Genomic DNA, 19,736 nt, shown 5'->3' with positions numbered 1-19,736 from the left:
ATAAAAAATCCCGCCCAGCCCACTCTTGCGCAAGAGCGGACGGGGGCGGGCGATGTTAGCCGGACACGCGAGGGGTCCGGTCGTCGATCGTCAGCTCTTGTTGGCCTTCTGGAAGCGTTCCAGCTGCTCGTTGCCGCGGGTCACGATGGCGTCGAGGGCTTCCTTGGCGGTCTTCTTGCCGTTCCAGACCTGTTCGAGCTCTTCGTCCTCGATGGCGCGGATCTGCACGTAGTTGCCCAGGCGGATGCCGCGACTCTTGTCGGTGACCTTGCGGATCATCTGCGTCACGGCCACGTCGGTGCCGGGGTTCTGCTTGTAGAAGCCCGATTCCTCGGTGAGCTTGTACGAGGCAGTGGTCACCGGCAGGTAGCCGGTGCGCTTGTGGCTGGCCGACTGCACTTCAGGCGTCGAGATGAAGCTGAAGAACTTGGCCACGCCCTTGTACTCGGCCGGTTTCTTGCCCGACATGACCCACAGGCTGGCGCCGCCGATCACGGTGTTCTGCGGTGCGCCCGGCACGTCCGGGTAGTAGGGCAGGGGAGCCAGGCCGTAGGCGAACTTGGCATTCTTCGCCACGTTGCCGTAGAAGCCCGAGGACGTGTTGATCATGGCGCACTCGCCCGATACGAACGAGGCTTCAGGCACGTTGCCGCGGCCCTTGTAGATGAACAGGCCCTGCTTGGCCATGCTGGCCAGGTTCTCGATGTGGCGCTGGTGCAGCGGCGCGTTCACCTTCAGGCGCGCGTCCAGGCCCTGCAGGCCGTTGGCCTTGCTCGCGAACTCCACGTTGTGCCAGGCCGAGAAGCTCTCGACCTGCGTCCAGTTCTGCCAGGCCGTGGTGAACGGGCACTTGTGGCCGCTGGCCTTGAGCTTGGCGGCGGCTGACACCACTTCGGGCCAGGTCGACGGGGCCTTGTCGGTGGGCAGGCCGGCGGCCTTGAAGGCGTCCTTGTTGAAATAGAAGATGGTGGTCGAGCTGTTGAACGGGAAGCTCAGCATCTGGCCATTGGGGGCGGTGTAGTAGCCGGCCACGGCGGGGATGTAGGCGGCCGGGTCGAACTTCTCGCCCGCGTCCTTCATGACCTGGCCGACCGGCACGATCGCGCCCTTGCTGGCCATCATGGTGGCGGTGCCCACTTCGAACACCTGCAGGATGTGCGGCGCGTTGCCGGCACGGAAGGCCGCGATGGACGCCGTCATCGATTCGTCGTACGTGCCCTTGAAGGTCGGGATGACCTTGTATTCCTTCTGGCTCTCGTTGAACTGCTTGGCCAGGTCGTTGACCCATTCGTTGTTGACGGCGGTCATCGAGTGCCACCACTGGATCTCGGTCTGGGCCTGCGCCACGTTGAACAGCGTGGTGGCGGCCAACGCCGATGCCAGCGCGAGCGTCTTGAATCGCATGAAGACTCCTGAAGGGGAAAATGGAAAGCGCGGATGCTAGGGCATGTGCATGACACAGCCGCGTCACATTGGCGCACGGAGCACCGCTTTCTTCCAATCAGGGAAACCCCTTTGGCCTCATGCCCGGCGCGGGCGACGGCCCTGCGTGTTGCGCTGCACCATGCTAGCATCGCCCTCCCTTTTTCTGGCCTAGCTTGTCGCCATGGCCGGGGCTTCCGCGAGACCGCCATGAGCAGCAAAACCTCCCTCGACAAAAGCAGGATCAAGTTCCTCTTGCTCGAAGGCATCCACCCCTCGGCCGTGGAGGTGCTGCGCGCCGCCGGCTACACCAACATCGAGTCGCTGCCGGGCGCACTGCCCGACGCCGAGCTCAAGGCCAAGATCGCCGACGTTCACTTCCTGGGCATCCGTTCGCGCACCCAGCTGACGGCCGAGGTGTTCGCAGCCGCCCACAAGCTGGTGGCCGCCGGGTGCTTCTGCATCGGCACCAACCAGGTCGACCTCGAAGCGGCGCGCGAGCATGGCGTGGCCGTGTTCAATGCCCCTTACTCCAACACCCGCTCGGTGGCCGAGCTGGTGCTGGCCGAAGCCATCCTGCTGCTGCGCGGCGTGCCCGAGAAGAGCGCGGTGGCGCACCGCGGCGGCTGGCTCAAGTCGGCCGACAACGCGTTTGAAATCCGCGGCAAGACGCTGGGCATCGTGGGCTACGGCTCGATCGGCGCGCAGCTGTCGGTGCTGGCCGAGGCGCTGGGCATGCATGTGGCCTTCTTCGATGTGGTCACCAAGCTGCCGCTGGGCAATGCGCGCCAGGTGCGCGAGCTGCACCAGCTGCTGGCGCAGAGCGACATCGTGACGCTGCACGTGCCCGAGACGCAGGCCACGCAATGGATGATCGGCGCGGCCGAGATCGCTGCGATGAAGCCGGGCGCCATCTTGCTGAACGCCTCGCGCGGCACGGTGGTCGAGATCGAGCCGCTGGCCGAGGCCCTGAAGAGCAAGAAGCTGCTGGGCGCCGCCATCGACGTGTTCCCGGTGGAGCCGCGCACCAACAAGGACGAGTTCCTGTCGCCGCTGCGGGGGCTGGACAACGTGATCCTGACGCCGCACATCGGCGGATCGACGATGGAGGCGCAGGCCAACATCGGGCTGGAAGTGGCCGAGAAGCTGGTCAAGTACAGCGACAACGGCACCTCGACTTCTTCGGTCAACTTTCCCGAGGTGGCGCTGCCGGCGCACCCGGGCAAGCACCGCCTGCTGCACGTCCACCGCAACGTGCCGGGCGTGCTGTCCGAGATCAACAAGATCTTCTCGGACAACAACATCAACATCTCCTCGCAGTTCCTGCAGACGAACGAGAAGATCGGCTACGTGGTGATGGACATCGACGCGGCTTCTTCCGACCTGGCGCTGGAGAAGCTGGCGAAGGTGAGCGGGACGATCCGCAGCCGCGTGCTGTTCTGAAGGTCTTTCTCCTTCCCCCGCTGGGGGAAGGTCGGGATGGGGGCATCTCCCAACTGGATGCCATGCATTTGCGAGCGCCGTCGTGCCCCCACCCCAACCCTCCCCCAGCGGGGGAGGGAACAATACCGGTACCGAGGCAGGGACCCGTCCCCTGACCTAAAATCCCCAGCCCGGCTATGGGCGCGCAGCGCCCGGCCGAGGCGCCCCACCCGATGAATGCTCCGACCGCGTTGAATACGCTGTTGTCACAGGCCGCAGAGCCCGTACGACTGCGCGAGATCCCGTACAACTACACCAGCTTCTCCGACCGAGAGATCGTGATTCGCCTGCTGGGCGAGCGCGGCTGGGAACTGCTCCAGACCCTGCGCGCCGAGCGCCGCACCGGCCGATCGGCGCGCATGCTCTACGAAGTGCTCGGCGACATCTGGGTCGTCCAGCGCAACCCCTACCTCGTCGACGACCTGCTCGACAACCCGCGCCGCCGTGGCCAGCTGGTCGACGCCCTGCGGCACCGCCTGGCCGAGGTGCAGAAGCGCCGCACCCCCGACAGCGACCTGCCGCGCGACCAGCTCGTGGGTGAACTCACCGGCCTCGTGGGCGAGGCGGTGGCGGCCTTCGACACCAAGTTCCGCGACGTCGCCGCCCTGCGCCGCAAGGCCACGCGTGCGCTGCGCCGGCTCACGGCCAAGGACAACATCAAGTTCGACGGCCTGTCGCGCGTCTCGCACGTGACCGACGCCACCGACTGGCGCGTGGAGTACCCGTTCGTGGTGCTGTGCCCCGACACCGAGGCCGAGATGGCGCTGCTGGTGAAGGGCTGCATCGAGCTGGGCCTGACCATCATCCCGCGCGGCGGCGGCACCGGCTACACCGGCGGCGCCATCCCGCTGACCTGGAAGAGCGTGGTCATCAACACCGAGAAGCTCGAGGCGATGACCGAGGTCGAGCACATGGCGCTGCCCGGCCTGGCCGACCCCGTGCCCACCATCTGGACCGAAGCCGGTGTGGTCACCCAGCGCGTGGCCGATGCGGCCGAGCGCGCTGGCTTCGTGTTCGCGGTCGATCCGACCTCGGCCGAGGCCTCGTGCGTCGGTGGCAACGTCGCCATGAACGCCGGCGGCAAAAAGGCCGTGCTCTGGGGCACCGCGCTCGACAACCTCGCCTCGTGGCGCATGGTGACGCCGCAGGCCGAATGGCTCGAAGTCACTCGCATCGGCCACAACCTCGGCAAGATCCATGACGCCGAAAGCGCCGTGTTCGAGCTGCAGTACTACGCGGCCGACGGCAAGACGAAGCTGCGCACCGAGCGCCTCGACATTCCGGGCCGCACCTTCCGCAAGGAAGGCCTCGGCAAGGACGTGACCGACAAGTTCCTCTCGGGCCTGCCGGGCATCCAGAAGGAGGGCTGCGACGGCCTCATCACCAGCTGCCGCTGGGTGGTGCACAAGATGCCTGCGCACACGCGCACCGTGTGCCTGGAGTTCTTCGGCAACGCCAAGGACGCCGTGCCCAGCATCGTCGAGATCAAGGACTTCATGTTCGCCGAGCAGAAGCGCTCGGGCGTGCTGCTGGCCGGCCTCGAACACCTGGACGACCGCTACCTGAAGGCCGTGGGCTACGCCACCAAGTCGAAGAAGCACGGCGGCCTGCCGAAGATGGTGCTGTTCGGCGACATCGCCGGCGACGACGCCGATGACGTGGCCCGCGTCACCTCCGAGGTGGTGCGCATCGCCAACTCGCGCAGCGGCGAAGGCTTCATCGCCATCAGCCCCGAGGCGCGCAAGAAGTTCTGGCTCGACCGCAAGCGCACGGCCGCCATCAGCAAGCACACCAACGCCTTCAAGATCAACGAGGACGTGGTGATCCCGCTGCCGCGCATGGCCGAGTACAGCGACGGCATCGAGCGCATCAACATCGAGCTCTCGCTGCAGAACAAGCTCGCGCTCACCGACGAACTCGAAGCCTTCCTGCTGCGCGGCAACCTGCCGCTGGGCAAGACCGACGACGCGCATGAAATCCCGGCGGCCGAGCTGCTCGAAGACCGCGTGGCGCAGGCCGTCTCGCTGGTGCAGGGCGTGCGTGCGCTCTGGGCCGAATGGCTGCGCGACGTCGACACGCTGTTCCCCCAGCTGCAGGACCACACCCTGCGCGCCAGCTGGAAGACCCAGCTGCGCCAGCCGCTGCAGGAAATCTTCAGCGGCGTGGAGTTCGCGCCCATCGTTGCCGAATGCGTGGCCATCCACAAGCAGGTGCTCAAGGGCCGCGTGTGGGTTGCGCTGCACATGCACGCGGGCGACGGCAATGTGCACACCAACATCCCCGTCAACAGCGACAACTACGACATGCTGCAGACCGCGCATGCCGCGGTGGTGCGCATCATGGCGCTGGCGCGCAGCCTCGACGGCGTGATCTCGGGCGAGCACGGCATCGGCATCACCAAGCTCGAATTCCTGAGCGACGAAGAGCTGCGTCCGTTCACCGAATACAAGGCCAAAGTCGACCCCGAAGGCCGCTTCAACAAGGGCAAGCTGCTGCGTGCGCCGGCAGGCCAGGCTCAGACGCTGCACGCCGACCTGACCAACGCCTACACGCCGAGCTTCGGCCTCATGGGGCACGAGTCGCTGATCATGCAGCAGAGCGACATCGGCGCCATTGCCGACAGCGTGAAGGACTGCCTGCGCTGCGGCAAGTGCAAGCCGGTGTGCGCCACGCACGTGCCGCGCGCCAACCTGCTCTACAGCCCGCGCAACAAGATCCTCGCGACTTCGCTGCTGGTGGAGGCCTTCCTGTATGAAGAGCAGACGCGGCGCGGCATCAGCATCAAGCACTGGGAAGAGTTCGAGGACGTGGCCGACCACTGCACCGTGTGCCACAAGTGCCTCACGCCGTGCCCGGTGAAGATCGATTTCGGCGACGTGTCGATGAACATGCGCAACCTGCTGCGCAAGATGGGACAGAAGAGCTTCCGTCCCGGCAACGCGGCCGCGATGTTCTTCCTCAACGCGACCAATCCGCAGACCATCAAGGCGGTGCGCGCGGGCATGGTGGGCGTGGGCTTCAAGGCGCAGCGCCTGGCCAACGACCTGCTGCGCGGCCTCGCGAAGAAGCAGACCGCGGCGCCGCCGGCCACGCTCGGCCCGGCACCGGTCAAGGAACAGGTGATCCACTTCATCAACAAGAAGATGCCGGGCAACCTGCCGAAGAAGACGGCGCGCGCGCTGCTCGACATCGAGGATGCGGACTACGTGCCGATCATCCGCAACCCGAAGGCGACCACGTCGGAAACCGAGGCGGTCTTCTACTTCCCGGGATGCGGGTCGGAGCGCCTGTTCTCGCAGGTCGGCCTTGCCACGCAGGCCATGCTCTGGCACGCGGGGGTGCAGACCGTGCTGCCGCCGGGCTACCTGTGCTGCGGCTATCCGCAACGCGGCAGTGGGCAGTACGACAAGGCCGAGAAGATGATCACGGACAACCGCGTGCTCTTCCACCGCGTGGCCAACACGCTCAACTACCTCGACATCAAGACGGTGGTGGTGAGCTGCGGCACCTGCTACGACCAGCTGCAGGGCTACCAGTTCGACAAGATCTTCCCGGGCTGCCGCATCATCGACATCCACGAGTACCTGCTGGAGAAGGGCATCACGCTGGCCGATGCCGGCGGTGGCGGCTACCTGTACCACGACCCCTGCCATTCGCCGATGAAGCAGCAGGACCCGATGAAGACCGTGAAGGCGCTGGTCGGCGACAACGTGCTCAAGAACGACCGCTGCTGCGGCGAGTCGGGCACGCTGGGCGTGTCACGGCCGGACATCTCGACGCAGATCCGCTTCCGCAAGGAAGAGGAACTGAAGAAGGGCGAAGCCGCGCTGCGCGACAGCGGCAAGGTCGGCGAGAAGGACAACGTGAAGATCCTCACCAGCTGCCCGAGCTGCCTGCAAGGCCTCTCGCGCTACGGCAACGACCTGAACAACGGCCTGCTCGAAGCCGACTACATCGTGGTCGAGATGGCCAACAAGCTCCTCGGCAAGGACTGGATGCCCGAATACGTGGCCGCCGCCAACCAGGGCGGGATCGAGCGGGTGCTGGTATGACGGTTCAAGGCTGCCCGCTCTGCGAAGGCCATGGCGGACGCGTCGTGTTCGAGGGCGTGAAGCTGCGCGTCATTCACGCGGAAGAGGCGGGTTTCCCGGCCTTCTATCGCGTGGTCTGGCGCGCGCATGCGCCGGAGTTCTCGGACCTCGACGCCACCGACCGCGCGCTGTGCATGGACGCGGTGGTGGCGGTGGAGCAGTGCCTGCGCGAGCACCTGCATCCCGCCAAGATGAACATCGCCGCGCTCGGCAACATGGTGCCGCACCTGCACTGGCATGTGATCGCGCGTTTCGCCGATGACAGCCATTTCCCGGGCTCGGTATGGGCACCCGTGCAGCGCGCGCGGAATACCGCGCACGAGGCGCATGTCGCTGCGCGTCTGCCGGCCGTCGAGGCTGCGATGATCGAACGCCTGGGTACAAGGAGCTTCTGATGGCAGGCTTGAAACAGGGCGCACCGACGCCGCAGTCGATCACCGTGCACGGTCAGTCGCGCGTGCTCGAAGTGGGCTTCTCGGATGGCGCGACCTTCCGCATTCCCTTCGAGCTGATGCGCATCTACTCGCCGTCGGCCGAAGTGCAGGGCCACGGCCCGGGCCAGGAAATCCTGCAGACGGGCAAGCGCGACGTCGAACTCGTCGACCTCCAAGCGGTCGGCAACTACGCCGTGCAGCCGACCTTCAGCGACGGCCACAGCACCGGCATCTACTCGTGGGATCTGCTCTACGAACTGGGCGCGAAGCAGGCCGAGCTGTGGGCTGCCTACGAGCGACGGCTGGCCGAAGCGGGCGTCGAGCGCGACGCGCCGATGCTCGACAAGGGCGGCCACGCCTGCGGCAGCCACTGAGCCGCGAATCCGCGCGGTGCTCTTGAAAAGATAGCCCCGCGCCCAGGAAGGACGGGCGGAAAAAGCAACAAATGTCCGCCGTACGCGCGGGGTCGTCGGCTTGATGTGAAGGCTTCCGGCCTAACATCGGTTGCATGAGTACCACACACTTCGGCTTTGAAACGGTCGACGAAAGCGAGAAGGCGCGCCGCGTGCGCGGCGTCTTCGATTCGGTCGCCTCGCGCTACGACGTCATGAACGACCTGATGTCGGCCGGACTGCACCGCGCCTGGAAGGCATACACCGTGATGGTCGCGAACGTGGGCGAAGGCTCGCGCGTGCTCGACATCGCAGGCGGCACCGGCGACCTCGCGCTCGCCTTCGCGAAGAAGGTCGGCGCCAGCGGCCAGGTGGTCCACACCGACATCAACGAGGCCATGCTGCGCACCGGCCGCGACCGTCTGCTCGACGCCGGCGTGTCGCTGCCCACCATGGTCTGCGACGCCGAGAAGCTGCCCTTTCCCGACGATCACTTCGACGTGGTGACGGTGGCCTTCGGCCTGCGCAACATGACGCACAAGGACATCGCGCTCAAGGAAATGAACCGCGTGCTCAAGCCTCGCGGCAAGCTGCTCGTGCTCGAGTTCTCGAAGGTCGCGAAGCCGCTGGCCAAGGCCTACGACTGGTACTCCTTCAACGTGCTGCCACGCCTGGGCAAGCTCGTGGCCGGCGACGACGCGAGCTATCGCTACCTCGCCGAATCGATCCGGATGCATCCCTCGCAAGAGGAGCTCAAGACCCTCATGAAAGAGGGCGGTTTCGGACATGTGGACTATCACAACATGACTGGGGGAATCGCCGCCCTCCATGTTGGAATCAAGTGTTGATGACGCGAATCTTTCGCTCAGAGGAGACGACATGAAGAGTTTGGGTTCTTTGTTTTTGGCAGCTGCATTGGTGCTGGTCAGTGTCCAGTCCGAGGCTGCCCGCTTGGGCGGTGGCAAGTCCGTCGGACGGCAGTCGTCCAACGTGACGCAGCGCGAGGCCGCCCCGTCGGCAGCGCCCGGCGCCCCCGCGCAGAGCGCGACCAACGCTGCAGCGGCGAAGCCCGCAACACCCGCACCCGCGGCAGCCGCGCCGAAGCGTCCGTGGGGCGCCATGCTCGGCGGCCTGGCCGCCGGCCTGGGCCTCGCATGGCTCGCGCACTCGCTCGGCCTCGGCGCCGGCTTCGGCAACATCCTGCTGATCGGCCTGCTCGTGCTTGCCGCGGTGGTGGTGTGGCGCATGATCAAGTCGCGCTCGCAGCCTGCCGGCAACCGCCAGGGCGGCTTCGCCTTCCAGGGCGCGGGTGCCAGCCCGAGCAATGCCAGCGCGCCGGCGCAATACAGCCCGGCCAACGTGGGCAACGACGCATCGGCACGTCCATGGGAGCGCAGTGCCACCGCCTTCGACGCCAACCCGTCGAACGACGCGCCGCACGGCAGCAGTCTCTCGGCAGCGGGTGCCGCGGCCGGTGGCAGCATGATCGGCTCGGCGCTCGGCGGTTCGCAGTCCTGGGGCATCCCCGCGGGCTTCGACGTCGACGGCTTCCTCGGCGCCGCCAAGCGCAACTTCGTGACGCTGCAGGACGCCTGGGACCGCGCCGACGTGTCGATGCTGCGTTCGATGATGACCGACGGCATGGTGGACGAGATCCGTACCCAGCTGGCCGACCGCGCCAGCCACACGGGCGGCGCCTCGAACAAGACCGAAGTCGTGATGCTCGACGCCAAGCTGCTCGGCATCGAGGAATTGCCCGACGCCTACATGGCCAGCGTGGAGTTCTCCGGCATGATCCGCGAAGACGCCTCGGCCGGCCCGGGCCCGTTCCGCGAAGTCTGGAACATGACCAAGCCGACCAGCGGCAACGGTGGCTGGCTGGTGGCCGGCGTGCAGGCCCTGCAGTAAATAAAGGCGCGCCCCCAGGCTTCGCGCACTTCGTGTCGCTTCTCCTACCCCCTACCGGGGGCAACACCAGCAGCCCGGCAAAGCCGGTTCTGCGGTGTTTCTGGAAAAGGGCATGCGGTCCATGAGTCGCAGGGCGCTACAGTGACGGGATAATGGGGACATGGCCACACCATCGTCCCCATTTTCTTTTCTCGGCGACCTTTTCAACCGCATCGGCGAGCGTCTGCAGCCCCCGGACTGGGCGGTCCACGAGATCCAGCATCGCGCGGTCCTGTTCCTGAACCACGTGCTGCAGCAGGAGCCCGAGGCTCAGCAGCGGCTGCTGCGCCAGCAGGGGCGGGTAGTGCGTTTCCAGTGGCGCTTCGTGACGATGGAGCTGGTGGCCACGCCGGCCGGCCTGCTCGACCTGGCGCCTGAGGGCTCGGTGCCCGAACTGACGCTCACCGTCATCGACGAATCCCCCTTCGAGATCGCCCGCGCCACGCTGCGCGGCGACAAGCCGGCCGTGCAGATCATCGGCGACGTGCAGCTGGCCGCCGAGGTCAACTGGCTGGTCGACCACGTGCGCTGGGACGTCGAGGACGACCTGGCCCGCCTGATCGGCGACGTGCCCGCACACACGCTCGGCAACGGCGTGCGGCGCGTCGTGGGCGCGCTGCGCCAGTTCGTCGGCGATCGCTCGGCCAAGGCTGGCGGCTCGGCGAGCGCGGCCGAATGAGGCGCTTCTACCGCGGCCTGTTCATCGTCTGGGTCGCACTGCGCTACGGCCTCGACGAGCTCGTGCTCACGAGCTTCCAGAAGCCCTGGCTGCGCGTGGTGGCGCGTGTGGTCTCGTTCGGGCGCAACCTCGACGCGCCGCGCGGCCAGCGCCTGCGTGAGGCGCTCGAGCGGCTCGGCCCCATCTTCGTGAAGTTCGGCCAGGTGCTGTCGACCCGGCGCGACCTGCTGCCGCCCGACATCGCCGACGAACTGGCTTTCCTGCAGGACCGCGTGCCGCCGTTCCCGTCGGCGGTGGCCATCGCCACCATCGAGCGTGCGTTCCGCCGTCCGGTGGGCGACGTGTTCGTGCAGTTCGACGAAACACCCATCGCCAGCGCGTCGATCGCACAGGTGCACTTCGCGACCATCCGCACCAACCAGGGTGAGGAGCGCGAAGTGGCGGTCAAGGTGCTGCGTCCCAACATGCGCGGCGTGATCGAGAAAGACCTGGCGCTGATGGCCATGATGGCCGGCTGGATCGAGAACCTCTCGGCCGACGGCAAGCGCCTGAAGCCGCGCGAGGTGGTCGGCGAGTTCGACAAGTACCTGCACGACGAGCTCGACCTGGTGCGCGAGGCCGCCAACGCGGCCCAGCTGCGCCGCAACATGGCCGCGCTCGACCTGGTGCTGATCCCCGAGATGTTCTGGGACTTCTGCCATCCCGAAGTCATCGTGATGGAGCGCATGAAGGGCGTGCCCATTGCGCAGATGGACCGCCTGCGCGCGGCCGGCGTCGACATTCCCAAGCTGGCGCGCGACGGCGTCACGATCTTCTTCACGCAGGTGTTCCGCGACGGCTTCTTCCACGCCGACATGCACCCCGGCAACATCCAGGTGAGCCTGGCGCCCGAGACCTTCGGGCGCTACATCTCGCTGGATTTCGGGATCATCGGCACGCTGACCGAGTCGGACAAGGAATACCTGGCGCAGAACTTCGTGGCCTTCTTCCGGCGCGACTACAAGCGCGTGGCCGAGCTGCACCTCGAAAGCGGCTGGGTGCCGGTGGGCACCCGCATCGACGAGCTGGAGGCGGCCATCCGCACCGTCTGCGAGCCGTACTTCGACCGGCCGCTGAAGGAAATCTCGCTGGGCATGGTGCTGATGCGCCTGTTCCAGACCTCGCGGCGCTTCCACGTCGAGATCCAGCCGCAGCTGGTGCTGCTGCAGAAGACGCTGCTGAACATCGAGGGCCTGGGCCGCAACATCGACCCCGAACTCGACCTCTGGGCCACGGCCAAGCCCTTTCTCGAGAAGTGGATGGTCGACCAGATCGGCCCCAAGAAGCTGTTCCAGCAGCTCAAGGCCGAGGCGCCGCGGTACGCCAAACTGCTGCCCCAATTGCCGCGCCTGCTGCACGATTTCCTGGAGAATCGCCCCGCCGACAACCGCCGCGAGCTGCTCGAACTACTGGCCGAGCAGAAGCGGACCAACCGGCTGCTGCAGACCATCGTCTACGGTGGCATAGGTTTTGTATTGGGGTTGCTCGCCATGCAATTGCTGGTGCGCGTGCGTCTGTTCTAGAGGAGTTTCTGCCGTGTTGCTGACGCTGGTCATCGTCTATTTGCTGGTCACCATCGCGATCGGTCTTTATGCCGCCAAGCGGGTGAAGAACACCACCGACTTCGCCATCGCCGGGCGGCACCTGCCGCTCTACATGATCGTCACGACCACCTTCGCGACCTGGTTCGGCTCCGAAACGGTGCTCGGCATTCCGGCCAAGTTCATCGAGGGCGGGCTCAACGGCGTGATCGAGGACCCATTCGGCGCGGGCACCTGCCTGATCCTGGTGGGCCTGTTCTTCGCGGGCAAGCTCTACCGCATGACGCTGCTGACCATCAGCGACTACTACCGCGAGCGCTACGGCCGCGGCGTCGAGGTGGCCTGCTCGCTCATCATCATGCTGAGCTACCTGGGCTGGGTGTCGGCGCAGGTCACGGCGCTGGGGCTGGTGTTCAACCTGCTGTCGGGCGGCGTCATCAGCATTCCCATGGGCATGGTGATCGGCGTGATCTCGATCCTGGCGTACACGCTGTTCGGCGGCATGTGGTCGGTGGCCGTCACCGACTTCATCCAGATGATCATCCTGGTGGCCGGCCTTGCCGTGATCGCGATGTTCGCGGGCAACATGGCCGGCGGCGCCGACAAGGTGGTGGCCTTCGCGGTCAGCAAGGACCTCTTCAAGTTCTGGCCCGAACCCAACTGGCACGACATGGTGTTCTTCCTCGCGGCCGCCATCACCATGATGCTGGGCTCCATCCCGCAGCAGGACGTTTTCCAGCGCGTGATGTCCGCCAACAGTGCCAAGGCGGCGCAGCGCGGGCCGGTGATCGGCGGCCTGGCGTACATCCTGTTCGCCTTCGTGCCGATGTTCCTGGTGGCCAGCGCGCTGCTGATCATGCCGGAGCAGACCGCCACCCTGCTGAAGGAAGATCCGCAGAAGGTGCTGCCCACGCTGGTGCTGCAGAAGATGCCGTTCGTGATGCAGGTGCTGTTCTTCGGTGCGCTGCTGTCGGCCATCAAGTCGACCGCCTCGGCCACGCTGCTGGCGCCCAGCGTCACCTTCACCGAGAACATCTGGCGCCAGTTCCGCCCCGCCGGCACCGACCGCCAGAACCTCATGACGATGCGCATCACGGTCCTGCTGTTCAGCGCCGCGGTGCTTGCCTACGCCATCCGCATGCAGGGCACGCCGATCTACGAACTGGTGTCGGGCGCCTACCAGGTGCCGCTGGTCGGCGCCTTCGTGCCGCTGGTGTGCGGCCTGTACTGGCGCCGCGCCACCACCCAGGGCGCCATCGCCTCGATCGTCCTGGGCATCGGCATATGGCTGCTGTTCCTGTGGATGCCCTGGGGCGGTGCGTTTCCGGCCCAGCTGGCAGGCGTGCTGTGCTCGTTCGCGGGCATGGTGGCCGGATCGCTGCTGCCGCAATGGTTGGCGAACACTCACACGCCGCACCGGCCTTTGACGACGGAACCGGCCTGAAGCAGGGGGCAGCCCTATAATCGAGGGCTTTGCGAGCGGCAGCTGCGCCGCTTTTTTGACCTCATTTCCCATGCCCATCTACGCCTACAAGTGCAGTGCCTGCGGCTTTGCCAAAGACGCTTTGCAGAAGATGTCCGACGCGCCCCTCACGGTGTGTCCGGCGTGCGGCGCGAGTGCGTTCGAAAAACAGGTCACGGCCGCCGGCTTCCAGCTCAAGGGCTCGGGCTGGTACGTGACCGATTTCCGTGAGGGCGGCGGCAAGAAGTCCGAACCGTCCACGGCACCCGCGTCCAGCGACGGCGGCAAGTCCGCCGAGTCTTCCTCTTCCACAACCGTCGCTGCGCCGAGCCCCGCTCCGGCGCCCGCCGCACCGGCCCCCGCGCCGGCCGCGGCCAGCGGCGACTGATCGATCCCGACCGCCATGCTCGCCCTGCGCAAATGGTTGCTGTCCGGCCTGCTGGTCATCGTGCCGCTGGTCATCACGCTCGGCGTGCTGAACTGGATCATCGGCACGCTCGACCAGACGCTGTGGCTGCTGCCCGCGCAATGGCAGACCTGGCTCAGCGACCACAAGGTGCGCGGCCTGGGCGTGCTGCTCACGCTGGCCATCCTGCTGGTGGTGGGCGCCACGGCCAGCAACTTCGTCGGCAAGCGCCTGCTCGGCTGGGGCGACGCGGTGGTGCGCCGCATTCCGGTGGTGCGCTCGATCTACTCCAGCGTCAAGCAGGTGTCGGACACGCTGTTCTCCGAGAACGGCAATGCCTTCCGCACGGCGGTGCTGGTGCAGTGGCCGCGCGAAGGTGTGTGGACCATCGCCTTCGTGACCGGCGCGCCCGGCAACGAAGTCGCTGAACACCTCGGCGAGGGGGAATTCCTCAGCGTCTACGTGCCGACCACGCCCAACCCGACGGGCGGCTACTTCGTGATGCTCAAGCGCAGCGACTGCATCGAACTGAAGATGAGCGTGGACGAAGCGCTCAAGTACATCGTCTCGATGGGGGTGGTCGTTCCAGGCGGCCCCGCCACGGTGGCGGTGAAGTCTTCCAACTCATAAAAACGAACGCGCCCACAAGGCGCCGGAACAGATTCCTATGGCCATGCGTACTCACTATTGCGGTCTCGTGACCGAAGCCCTGCTGGGCCAGACCGTCACCCTGTGCGGCTGGGTCAACCGCCGCCGCGACCACGGCGGCGTGATCTTCATCGACGTGCGAGACCGCGAAGGCTACGTGCAGGTGGTGTGCGACCCCGACCGCGCCTCGACCTTCGCCGTCGCCGAGAACCTGCGCAACGAGTTCTGCGTGCAGATCACCGGCCTCGTGCGCGCACGTCCCGAAGGCACGACCAACGACCAGCTCAAGAGCGGCAAGATCGAAGTGCTGTGCCATGAACTCAAGGTGCTGAACCCCTCGGTTACACCCCCGTTCCTGCTGGACGACGACAACCTGTCGGAAACCACCCGCCTCACGCACCGCGTGCTCGACCTGCGCCGCCCGGCCATGCAGCGCAACATGATGCTGCGCTACAAGGTGACGATGGAAACGCGCAAGTTCCTCGATGCCAACGGCTTCATCGACATCGAGACGCCGATGCTCGGCAAGTCCACGCCCGAAGGCGCGCGCGACTACCTCGTGCCCAGCCGCGTACATGACGGCAGCTTCTTCGCGCTGCCGCAGTCGCCCCAGCTCTTCAAGCAGCTGCTGATGGTGGCCGGCTACGACCGCTACTACCAGATCGTGAAGTGCTTCCGCGACGAAGACCTGCGCGCCGACCGCCAGCCCGAATTCACGCAGATCGACATCGAGACCTCGTTCCTCGCCGAGGAAGAAATCCGCGAGATGTTCGAAGGCATGATCCGCAACGTGTTCCGCAACGCCGCGGGCATCGACCTGCCGGTGTTTCCGACCATGACGTACGGCGACGCGATGTTCAAGTACGGCTCGGACAAGCCCGACCTGCGCGTGAAGCTCGAGTTCACCGAACTCACCGAACTGATGAAGCGCGTGGAATTCAAGGTGTTCTCGAATGCCGCCACTATGAAGGGCGGCCGCGTGGTCGCGCTGCGCGTGCCAGGCGGCGGTGCCGAAGGCGGCCTCTCGCGCGGTGAAATCGATGCGTACCAGGAGTTCGTGAAGATCTACGGTGCCAAGGGCCTGGCCTACATCAAGGTCAACGACGCAGCCGCCGGCCGCGAAGGCCTGCAGAGCCCGATCGTGAAGAACCTCGACGACAGCTCGCTGGCCGAGATCATCGCCCGCACGGGTGCGCGCAACGGCGACATCCTGTTCTTCGGTGCCGACAAGGAAAAGGTCGTCAACGACGCCATCGGCGCGTTGCGCGTGAAGATCGGCCACAGCGCCTTCGGCAAGAAGGCAGGCCTCTTCGACGACCGCTGGGCGCCGCTGTGGGTGGTCGACTTCCCGATGTTCGAGTTCGACGAGGAAGGCCAGCGCTGGAGCGCCGTGCACCACCCGTTCACCGCACCGAAGGACGGCCATGAAGACCTCATGGACACCGCGCCCGAGAAGTGCATCGCCAAGGCCTACGACATGGTGCTGAACGGCATCGAGATGGGCGGCGGCTCGGTGCGTATCCATCGCGAGGAAGTGCAGAGCAAGGTGTTCCGCGCGCTCAAGATCAGCGCCGAGGACGCGCAGCTCAAGTTCGGCTTCCTGCTCGACGCGCTGCAGTACGGCGCGCCGCCGCACGGCGGCATCGCCATCGGCTTGGACCGCCTCGTCATGCTCATGACCGGCGCCGAGTCGATCCGCGACGTGATCGCCTTCCCCAAAACCCAGCGCGCGCAAGACCTGCTGACGCAGGCGCCGAGCCCGGTCGACGAGAAGCAGTTGCGCGAGCTGCACATCAAGCTGCGCAACACGCCCCAGGCAGCCTGATACGGCCATGACGACCAGCCCCCGACCCTGGAAGATCCCGGAGTCGGTGCTGGTCGTGATCCACACGCCGGCGCTCGATGTGCTGCTGATCCGGCGTTCGGATGCCGAGACCGACTTCTGGCAGTCGGTCACCGGTAGCAAGGACGCCGCCGACGAGCCCCTCGCGCTCACCGCGGCGCGAGAGGTGGCCGAGGAAACCGGCATCCGGTGCGGCGAGGGCACTGCGCTCGCCCCGCAGCTGGCCGACTGGCAGCTGCGCAATGTCTACGAAATTTATCCACGGTGGCGCGCCCGCTATGCGCCCGGCGTGACGCACAACACCGAGCACCTGTTCGGCCTCTGCGTACCCGATCGCCTGACGCCCACGCTCGATCCGCGCGAACACACCGACTGGAAGTGGCTGCCGTACCGCGAAGCGGCGGACGCCTGCTTTTCCCCGTCGAACGCCGAAGCCATCCTGTTGCTGCCAGAATTTGCGCGATGAACCAGCCGGCAGCCACATCAGCGCAGAACCTCCGGGTCGCGACCTACAACATCCACAAGGGTGTGCAGGGCATCGGGCCCGCGCGACGGCTCGAAATCCACAACCTGGGCCATGCGATCGAGCAGCTCGACGCCGACATCGTCTGCCTGCAGGAGGTGCGCAAGATGAACCGGCAGGCCGCCACGCGCTTCGCGCACTGGCCCGAACTGCCGCAGGCCGACTTCCTCGCGCCAGAGGGCTACACCGCGGTCTACGAGACCAATGCCGTCACGCGCCACGGCGAGCACGGCAATGCGCTGCTCACGCGCTGGCCGGTGCTGCGCACCAGCCACCAGGACATCTCCGACCACCGCTTCGAGCAACGCGGGCTGCTGCACGTGGTGATCGACGTCGAGGGCCGCAGGGTGCACGCCATCGTGGTGCACCTGGGGCTCATCAGGGGCAGCCGGGTGCGGCAGGTCGCGCGCCTGCGCGAGTTCATCGACCGAGAGGTGCCGCCCGAGGAGGCCGTGGTGGTCGCGGGAGACTTCAACGACTGGGGTGCCCGCATGCGCTACGCCATGAACGCCATGGGACTGCGCGACACCAGCGATCTGCGCGGTGCGCGCACGCTCACTTACCCCTCGCGCCTGCCGGTGGCGCAGCTCGACTTCGTCTACGGGCGCAGGTTGGAGCCGCAGGCCTGCACGGTGCCGCGTGGGCCGATCTGGGCCCGCATGTCCGACCACTTGCCGCTGGTGGCTGATTTCTCGCTCCTCAATTGATAGCATTGCTCCAAGAAGGGACGGGCGTTGCGGGCCCGAATGTCCGGAGCCATTCACTGGTACGATCCCCGCCATGCTGAGGAAAACCGACGTCGACCCGCGCCCCGATCGAAACGACGATGACGAGGGCACGCCCGTCTCCGTGAAGATCCGCGAGCGCATCACCGCAGCGCGCAAGCGCTTCAACGCCAACGACAACATCGCCGAGTTCATCGAGCCCGGCGAGCTGGAGACCTTGCTCGACGAGGTCGAGGTCAAGATGAAGGGCGTGCTCGAAAGCCTGGTCATCGACGTCGAGAACGACCACAACACCGACAACACCGCGCGCCGCGTCGCCAAGATGTACCTCAACGAGGTGTTCAAGGGCCGCTACGTGGCGCCACCCTCGCTCACCGAGTTTCCCAACGCCGAGCACCTGAACGAGCTGATGATCGTCGGCCCGATCACCGTGCGCAGCGCCTGCTCGCACCACTTCTGCCCGATCATCGGCAAGCTGTGGATCGGCGTGATGCCCAACGAGCACACCAACGTGATCGGCCTGTCGAAGTACGCGCGCCTGGCCGAGTGGGTCATGGGCCGTCCGCAGATCCAGGAAGAAGCCGTGGTGCAGCTGGCCGACCTGATCCAGGAAAAGACGCAGCCCGACGGCCTCGCGCTGGTCATGGAAGCCGAGCATTTCTGCATGGCCTGGCGCGGCGTGAAGGAAATGGACAGCAAGATGATCAATTCCGTGATGCGCGGCGTGTTCCTGAAAGATCCGAGCCTGCGCCGCGAATTCCTCTCTCTCCTGCCAAGAAAGGGCTGAGCCATGCTGGTCCGACTTCTCTACGCCAGCCGCGCCGTCGACACCAGCCCCGAGGCCATCGAGGCGATCCTTGCGCAATCGCGCTCGCACAACACGACATGCGGCATCACCGGCATCCTCTGCTACGGCGCGGGCACCTTCCTGCAGGCCATCGAAGGCGGCCGCACGGCGATCAGCGAGCTCTACGGCCACATCCAGCGCGACGGGCGCCACAAGGACGTGGTGCTGCTGCACTACGAAGAAATTTCCGAACGCCGCTTCGGCGGCTGGACGATGGGGCAGGTCAACCTGTCGAAGCTCAATGCCTCGACGCTGCTGAAGTATTCCGAGAAACCCGAGCTCAACCCGTATGCGGTCTCGGGCAAGGTTTCGCTGGCGCTGCTAGAGGAACTGATGGCCACAGCCGCCATCGTCGGCCGCCACTGATCCAGGGGTGCCGCTCTCCGCGTTCGCACTGATCCTGCTCGCCGGGATCATTCATGCAGGCTGGAACATCGTCGCCAAGAAGGCGAACGGCGATGCGCGCTTCAGTTTCCAGACCAGCGTATTCAACATGCTCATCTGGGCCCCCGTGGGCATCGCGCTGGGCTGGAACGTGGTGCCCGGCTGGGGCATGGCCGAATGGGGCTTCGTCGTGCTCAGCGGCGTGCTGCACGTCTTCTATTTCATCGTGCTGCTGCGCGGCTACCGCAGGTCGGACCTGACCGTGGTCTATCCGCTCGCGCGCGGTTCGGGGCCGCTGCTGTCGTCGCTGGTGGCGGTGCTTTTTCTCGGCGAGAAGATCAGCCTTTTCGGCGTGGCCGGCATCGCGGGCGTGGTGCTCGGCGTGTTCCTGGTGGCGGGCGGCCCGAAGCTGTGGCGCAAGGCGCACGACCCGGTGCAGCGCGAACGGGTGCACAAGGGCATTCGCTATGGCGTGCTGACCGGCGGCTTCATCGCAGCCTACACGGTGGCTGACAGCTATGCGGTCAAGTTCCTCGTCATGTCGCCGATCCTGCTCGACTACTTCGGCAACCTCGCGCGCATCGTGCTGCTGCTGCCGGTCGCGCTGAAGGACCGCGCCGCGACCGCGCGCATGTGGCGCTCGCAGTGGAAGTATGCGCTGCTGGTGGCGGTGTTCAGCCCCGTGTCGTATGTGCTCGTGCTCTACGCGGTGCAGCAGGCGCCGATCTCGCACGTCGCGCCGGCGCGCGAGGTATCGATGCTGTTCGCCGCGCTGATCGGCGGCCACCTGCTGCGTGAAGGCGACCGGCTCTTGCGACTGCTGGGCGCGCTGTTCATCGCCGCCGGCGTCGTGGCGCTCGCGATGGGCTGA

Annotated in this window: 18 protein-coding genes; 17 read left to right on the top strand and 1 reads right to left on the bottom strand. The window is 66.3% G+C overall.

All coding sequences use genetic code 11. From position 1 onward, the window contains the following. Nucleotides 1-90: 90 nt before the first annotated feature. Nucleotides 91-1,404, bottom strand: a complete 1,314-nt coding sequence (gene ugpB, locus ASD05_RS15745) for a sn-glycerol-3-phosphate ABC transporter substrate-binding protein UgpB (protein WP_056593993.1) — start codon at nucleotides 1,402-1,404, stop codon at nucleotides 91-93. A 228-nt stretch (nucleotides 1,405-1,632) separates the two neighbouring features. On the opposite strand from ugpB, the gene serA reads away from it, so the two are divergent. From serA to ASD05_RS15660, 17 genes are all read left to right on the top strand, one after another. Continuing rightward, the gene (serA, locus tag ASD05_RS15740; protein ID WP_056593990.1) at nucleotides 1,633-2,865 is read left to right on the top strand and encodes a phosphoglycerate dehydrogenase; all 1,233 of its coding nucleotides are present in this window, start codon (nucleotides 1,633-1,635) and stop codon (nucleotides 2,863-2,865) included. A 212-nt stretch (nucleotides 2,866-3,077) separates the two neighbouring features. Continuing rightward, on the top strand, nucleotides 3,078-6,956 hold the full coding sequence (locus tag ASD05_RS15735) for a DUF3683 domain-containing protein (RefSeq protein WP_056594512.1): 3,879 nt from the start codon (nucleotides 3,078-3,080) through the stop codon (nucleotides 6,954-6,956). After that, nucleotides 6,953-7,390 (top strand): HIT family protein, encoded by a 438-nt coding sequence (locus ASD05_RS15730; protein WP_056593988.1) that lies wholly within the window; start codon nucleotides 6,953-6,955, stop codon nucleotides 7,388-7,390. Before ASD05_RS15735 ends, ASD05_RS15730 begins: the two co-directional genes overlap by 4 nt. Further along, nucleotides 7,390-7,803, top strand: a complete 414-nt coding sequence (locus tag ASD05_RS15725; protein ID WP_056593986.1) for a gamma-butyrobetaine hydroxylase-like domain-containing protein — start codon at nucleotides 7,390-7,392, stop codon at nucleotides 7,801-7,803. Before ASD05_RS15730 ends, ASD05_RS15725 begins: the two co-directional genes overlap by 1 nt. Nucleotides 7,804-7,937: 134 nt before the next feature. Continuing rightward, nucleotides 7,938-8,669, top strand: coding sequence for a bifunctional demethylmenaquinone methyltransferase/2-methoxy-6-polyprenyl-1,4-benzoquinol methylase UbiE (gene ubiE / locus ASD05_RS15720; RefSeq protein WP_056593984.1), 732 nt, complete (start codon nucleotides 7,938-7,940; stop codon nucleotides 8,667-8,669). Between the two features lie 31 nt (nucleotides 8,670-8,700). Next, a complete protein-coding gene (locus tag ASD05_RS15715) occupies nucleotides 8,701-9,729 on the top strand; it encodes a Tim44 domain-containing protein (RefSeq protein WP_056593982.1) in 1,029 nt (342 codons plus the stop codon). A gap of 160 nt (nucleotides 9,730-9,889) precedes the next feature. Beyond that, entirely contained in the window at nucleotides 9,890-10,447 is a 558-nt protein-coding gene (locus ASD05_RS15710; protein WP_056593980.1) for an SCP2 domain-containing protein, read from the top strand. After that, nucleotides 10,444-12,009: a ubiquinone biosynthesis regulatory protein kinase UbiB gene (ubiB, locus tag ASD05_RS15705; protein ID WP_056593976.1), complete on the top strand. Its 1,566-nt coding sequence runs from the start codon at nucleotides 10,444-10,446 to the stop codon at nucleotides 12,007-12,009. The genes ASD05_RS15710 and ubiB overlap by 4 nt, the downstream gene beginning before the upstream one ends. A gap of 13 nt (nucleotides 12,010-12,022) precedes the next feature. Then, a complete protein-coding gene (locus ASD05_RS15700) occupies nucleotides 12,023-13,471 on the top strand; it encodes a sodium:solute symporter family protein (RefSeq protein WP_056593972.1) in 1,449 nt (482 codons plus the stop codon). A 70-nt stretch (nucleotides 13,472-13,541) separates the two neighbouring features. Further along, nucleotides 13,542-13,877 (top strand): FmdB family zinc ribbon protein, encoded by a 336-nt coding sequence (locus tag ASD05_RS15695; RefSeq protein WP_007837132.1) that lies wholly within the window; start codon nucleotides 13,542-13,544, stop codon nucleotides 13,875-13,877. A 15-nt stretch (nucleotides 13,878-13,892) separates the two neighbouring features. Beyond that, a complete protein-coding gene (locus ASD05_RS15690; RefSeq protein WP_007837133.1) occupies nucleotides 13,893-14,525 on the top strand; it encodes a DUF502 domain-containing protein in 633 nt (210 codons plus the stop codon). A gap of 37 nt (nucleotides 14,526-14,562) precedes the next feature. Further along, on the top strand, nucleotides 14,563-16,368 hold the full coding sequence (gene aspS / locus ASD05_RS15685; protein WP_007837135.1) for an aspartate--tRNA ligase: 1,806 nt from the start codon (nucleotides 14,563-14,565) through the stop codon (nucleotides 16,366-16,368). 7 nt (nucleotides 16,369-16,375) lie between these two features. Beyond that, nucleotides 16,376-16,852 (top strand): dihydroneopterin triphosphate diphosphatase, encoded by a 477-nt coding sequence (nudB, locus tag ASD05_RS15680; RefSeq protein WP_056593970.1) that lies wholly within the window; start codon nucleotides 16,376-16,378, stop codon nucleotides 16,850-16,852. Next, nucleotides 16,849-17,616 (top strand): endonuclease/exonuclease/phosphatase family protein, encoded by a 768-nt coding sequence (locus tag ASD05_RS15675; RefSeq protein ID WP_056593968.1) that lies wholly within the window; start codon nucleotides 16,849-16,851, stop codon nucleotides 17,614-17,616. Before nudB ends, ASD05_RS15675 begins: the two co-directional genes overlap by 4 nt. 73 nt (nucleotides 17,617-17,689) lie before the next feature. After that, the gene (gene folE, locus ASD05_RS15670) at nucleotides 17,690-18,421 is read left to right on the top strand and encodes a GTP cyclohydrolase I (RefSeq protein ID WP_007837141.1); all 732 of its coding nucleotides are present in this window, start codon (nucleotides 17,690-17,692) and stop codon (nucleotides 18,419-18,421) included. Between the two features lie 3 nt (nucleotides 18,422-18,424). Next, nucleotides 18,425-18,847: a BLUF domain-containing protein gene (locus ASD05_RS15665; protein WP_056593965.1), complete on the top strand. Its 423-nt coding sequence runs from the start codon at nucleotides 18,425-18,427 to the stop codon at nucleotides 18,845-18,847. A 7-nt stretch (nucleotides 18,848-18,854) separates the two neighbouring features. Then, the gene (locus tag ASD05_RS15660) at nucleotides 18,855-19,736 is read left to right on the top strand and encodes an EamA family transporter (protein ID WP_056593962.1); all 882 of its coding nucleotides are present in this window, start codon (nucleotides 18,855-18,857) and stop codon (nucleotides 19,734-19,736) included.

This window comes from Variovorax sp. Root434 (assembly GCF_001426595.1).
Lineage (GTDB): Bacteria > Pseudomonadota > Gammaproteobacteria > Burkholderiales > Burkholderiaceae_C > Variovorax.
This window is presented reverse-complemented; position numbering and strand designations above follow the sequence as displayed.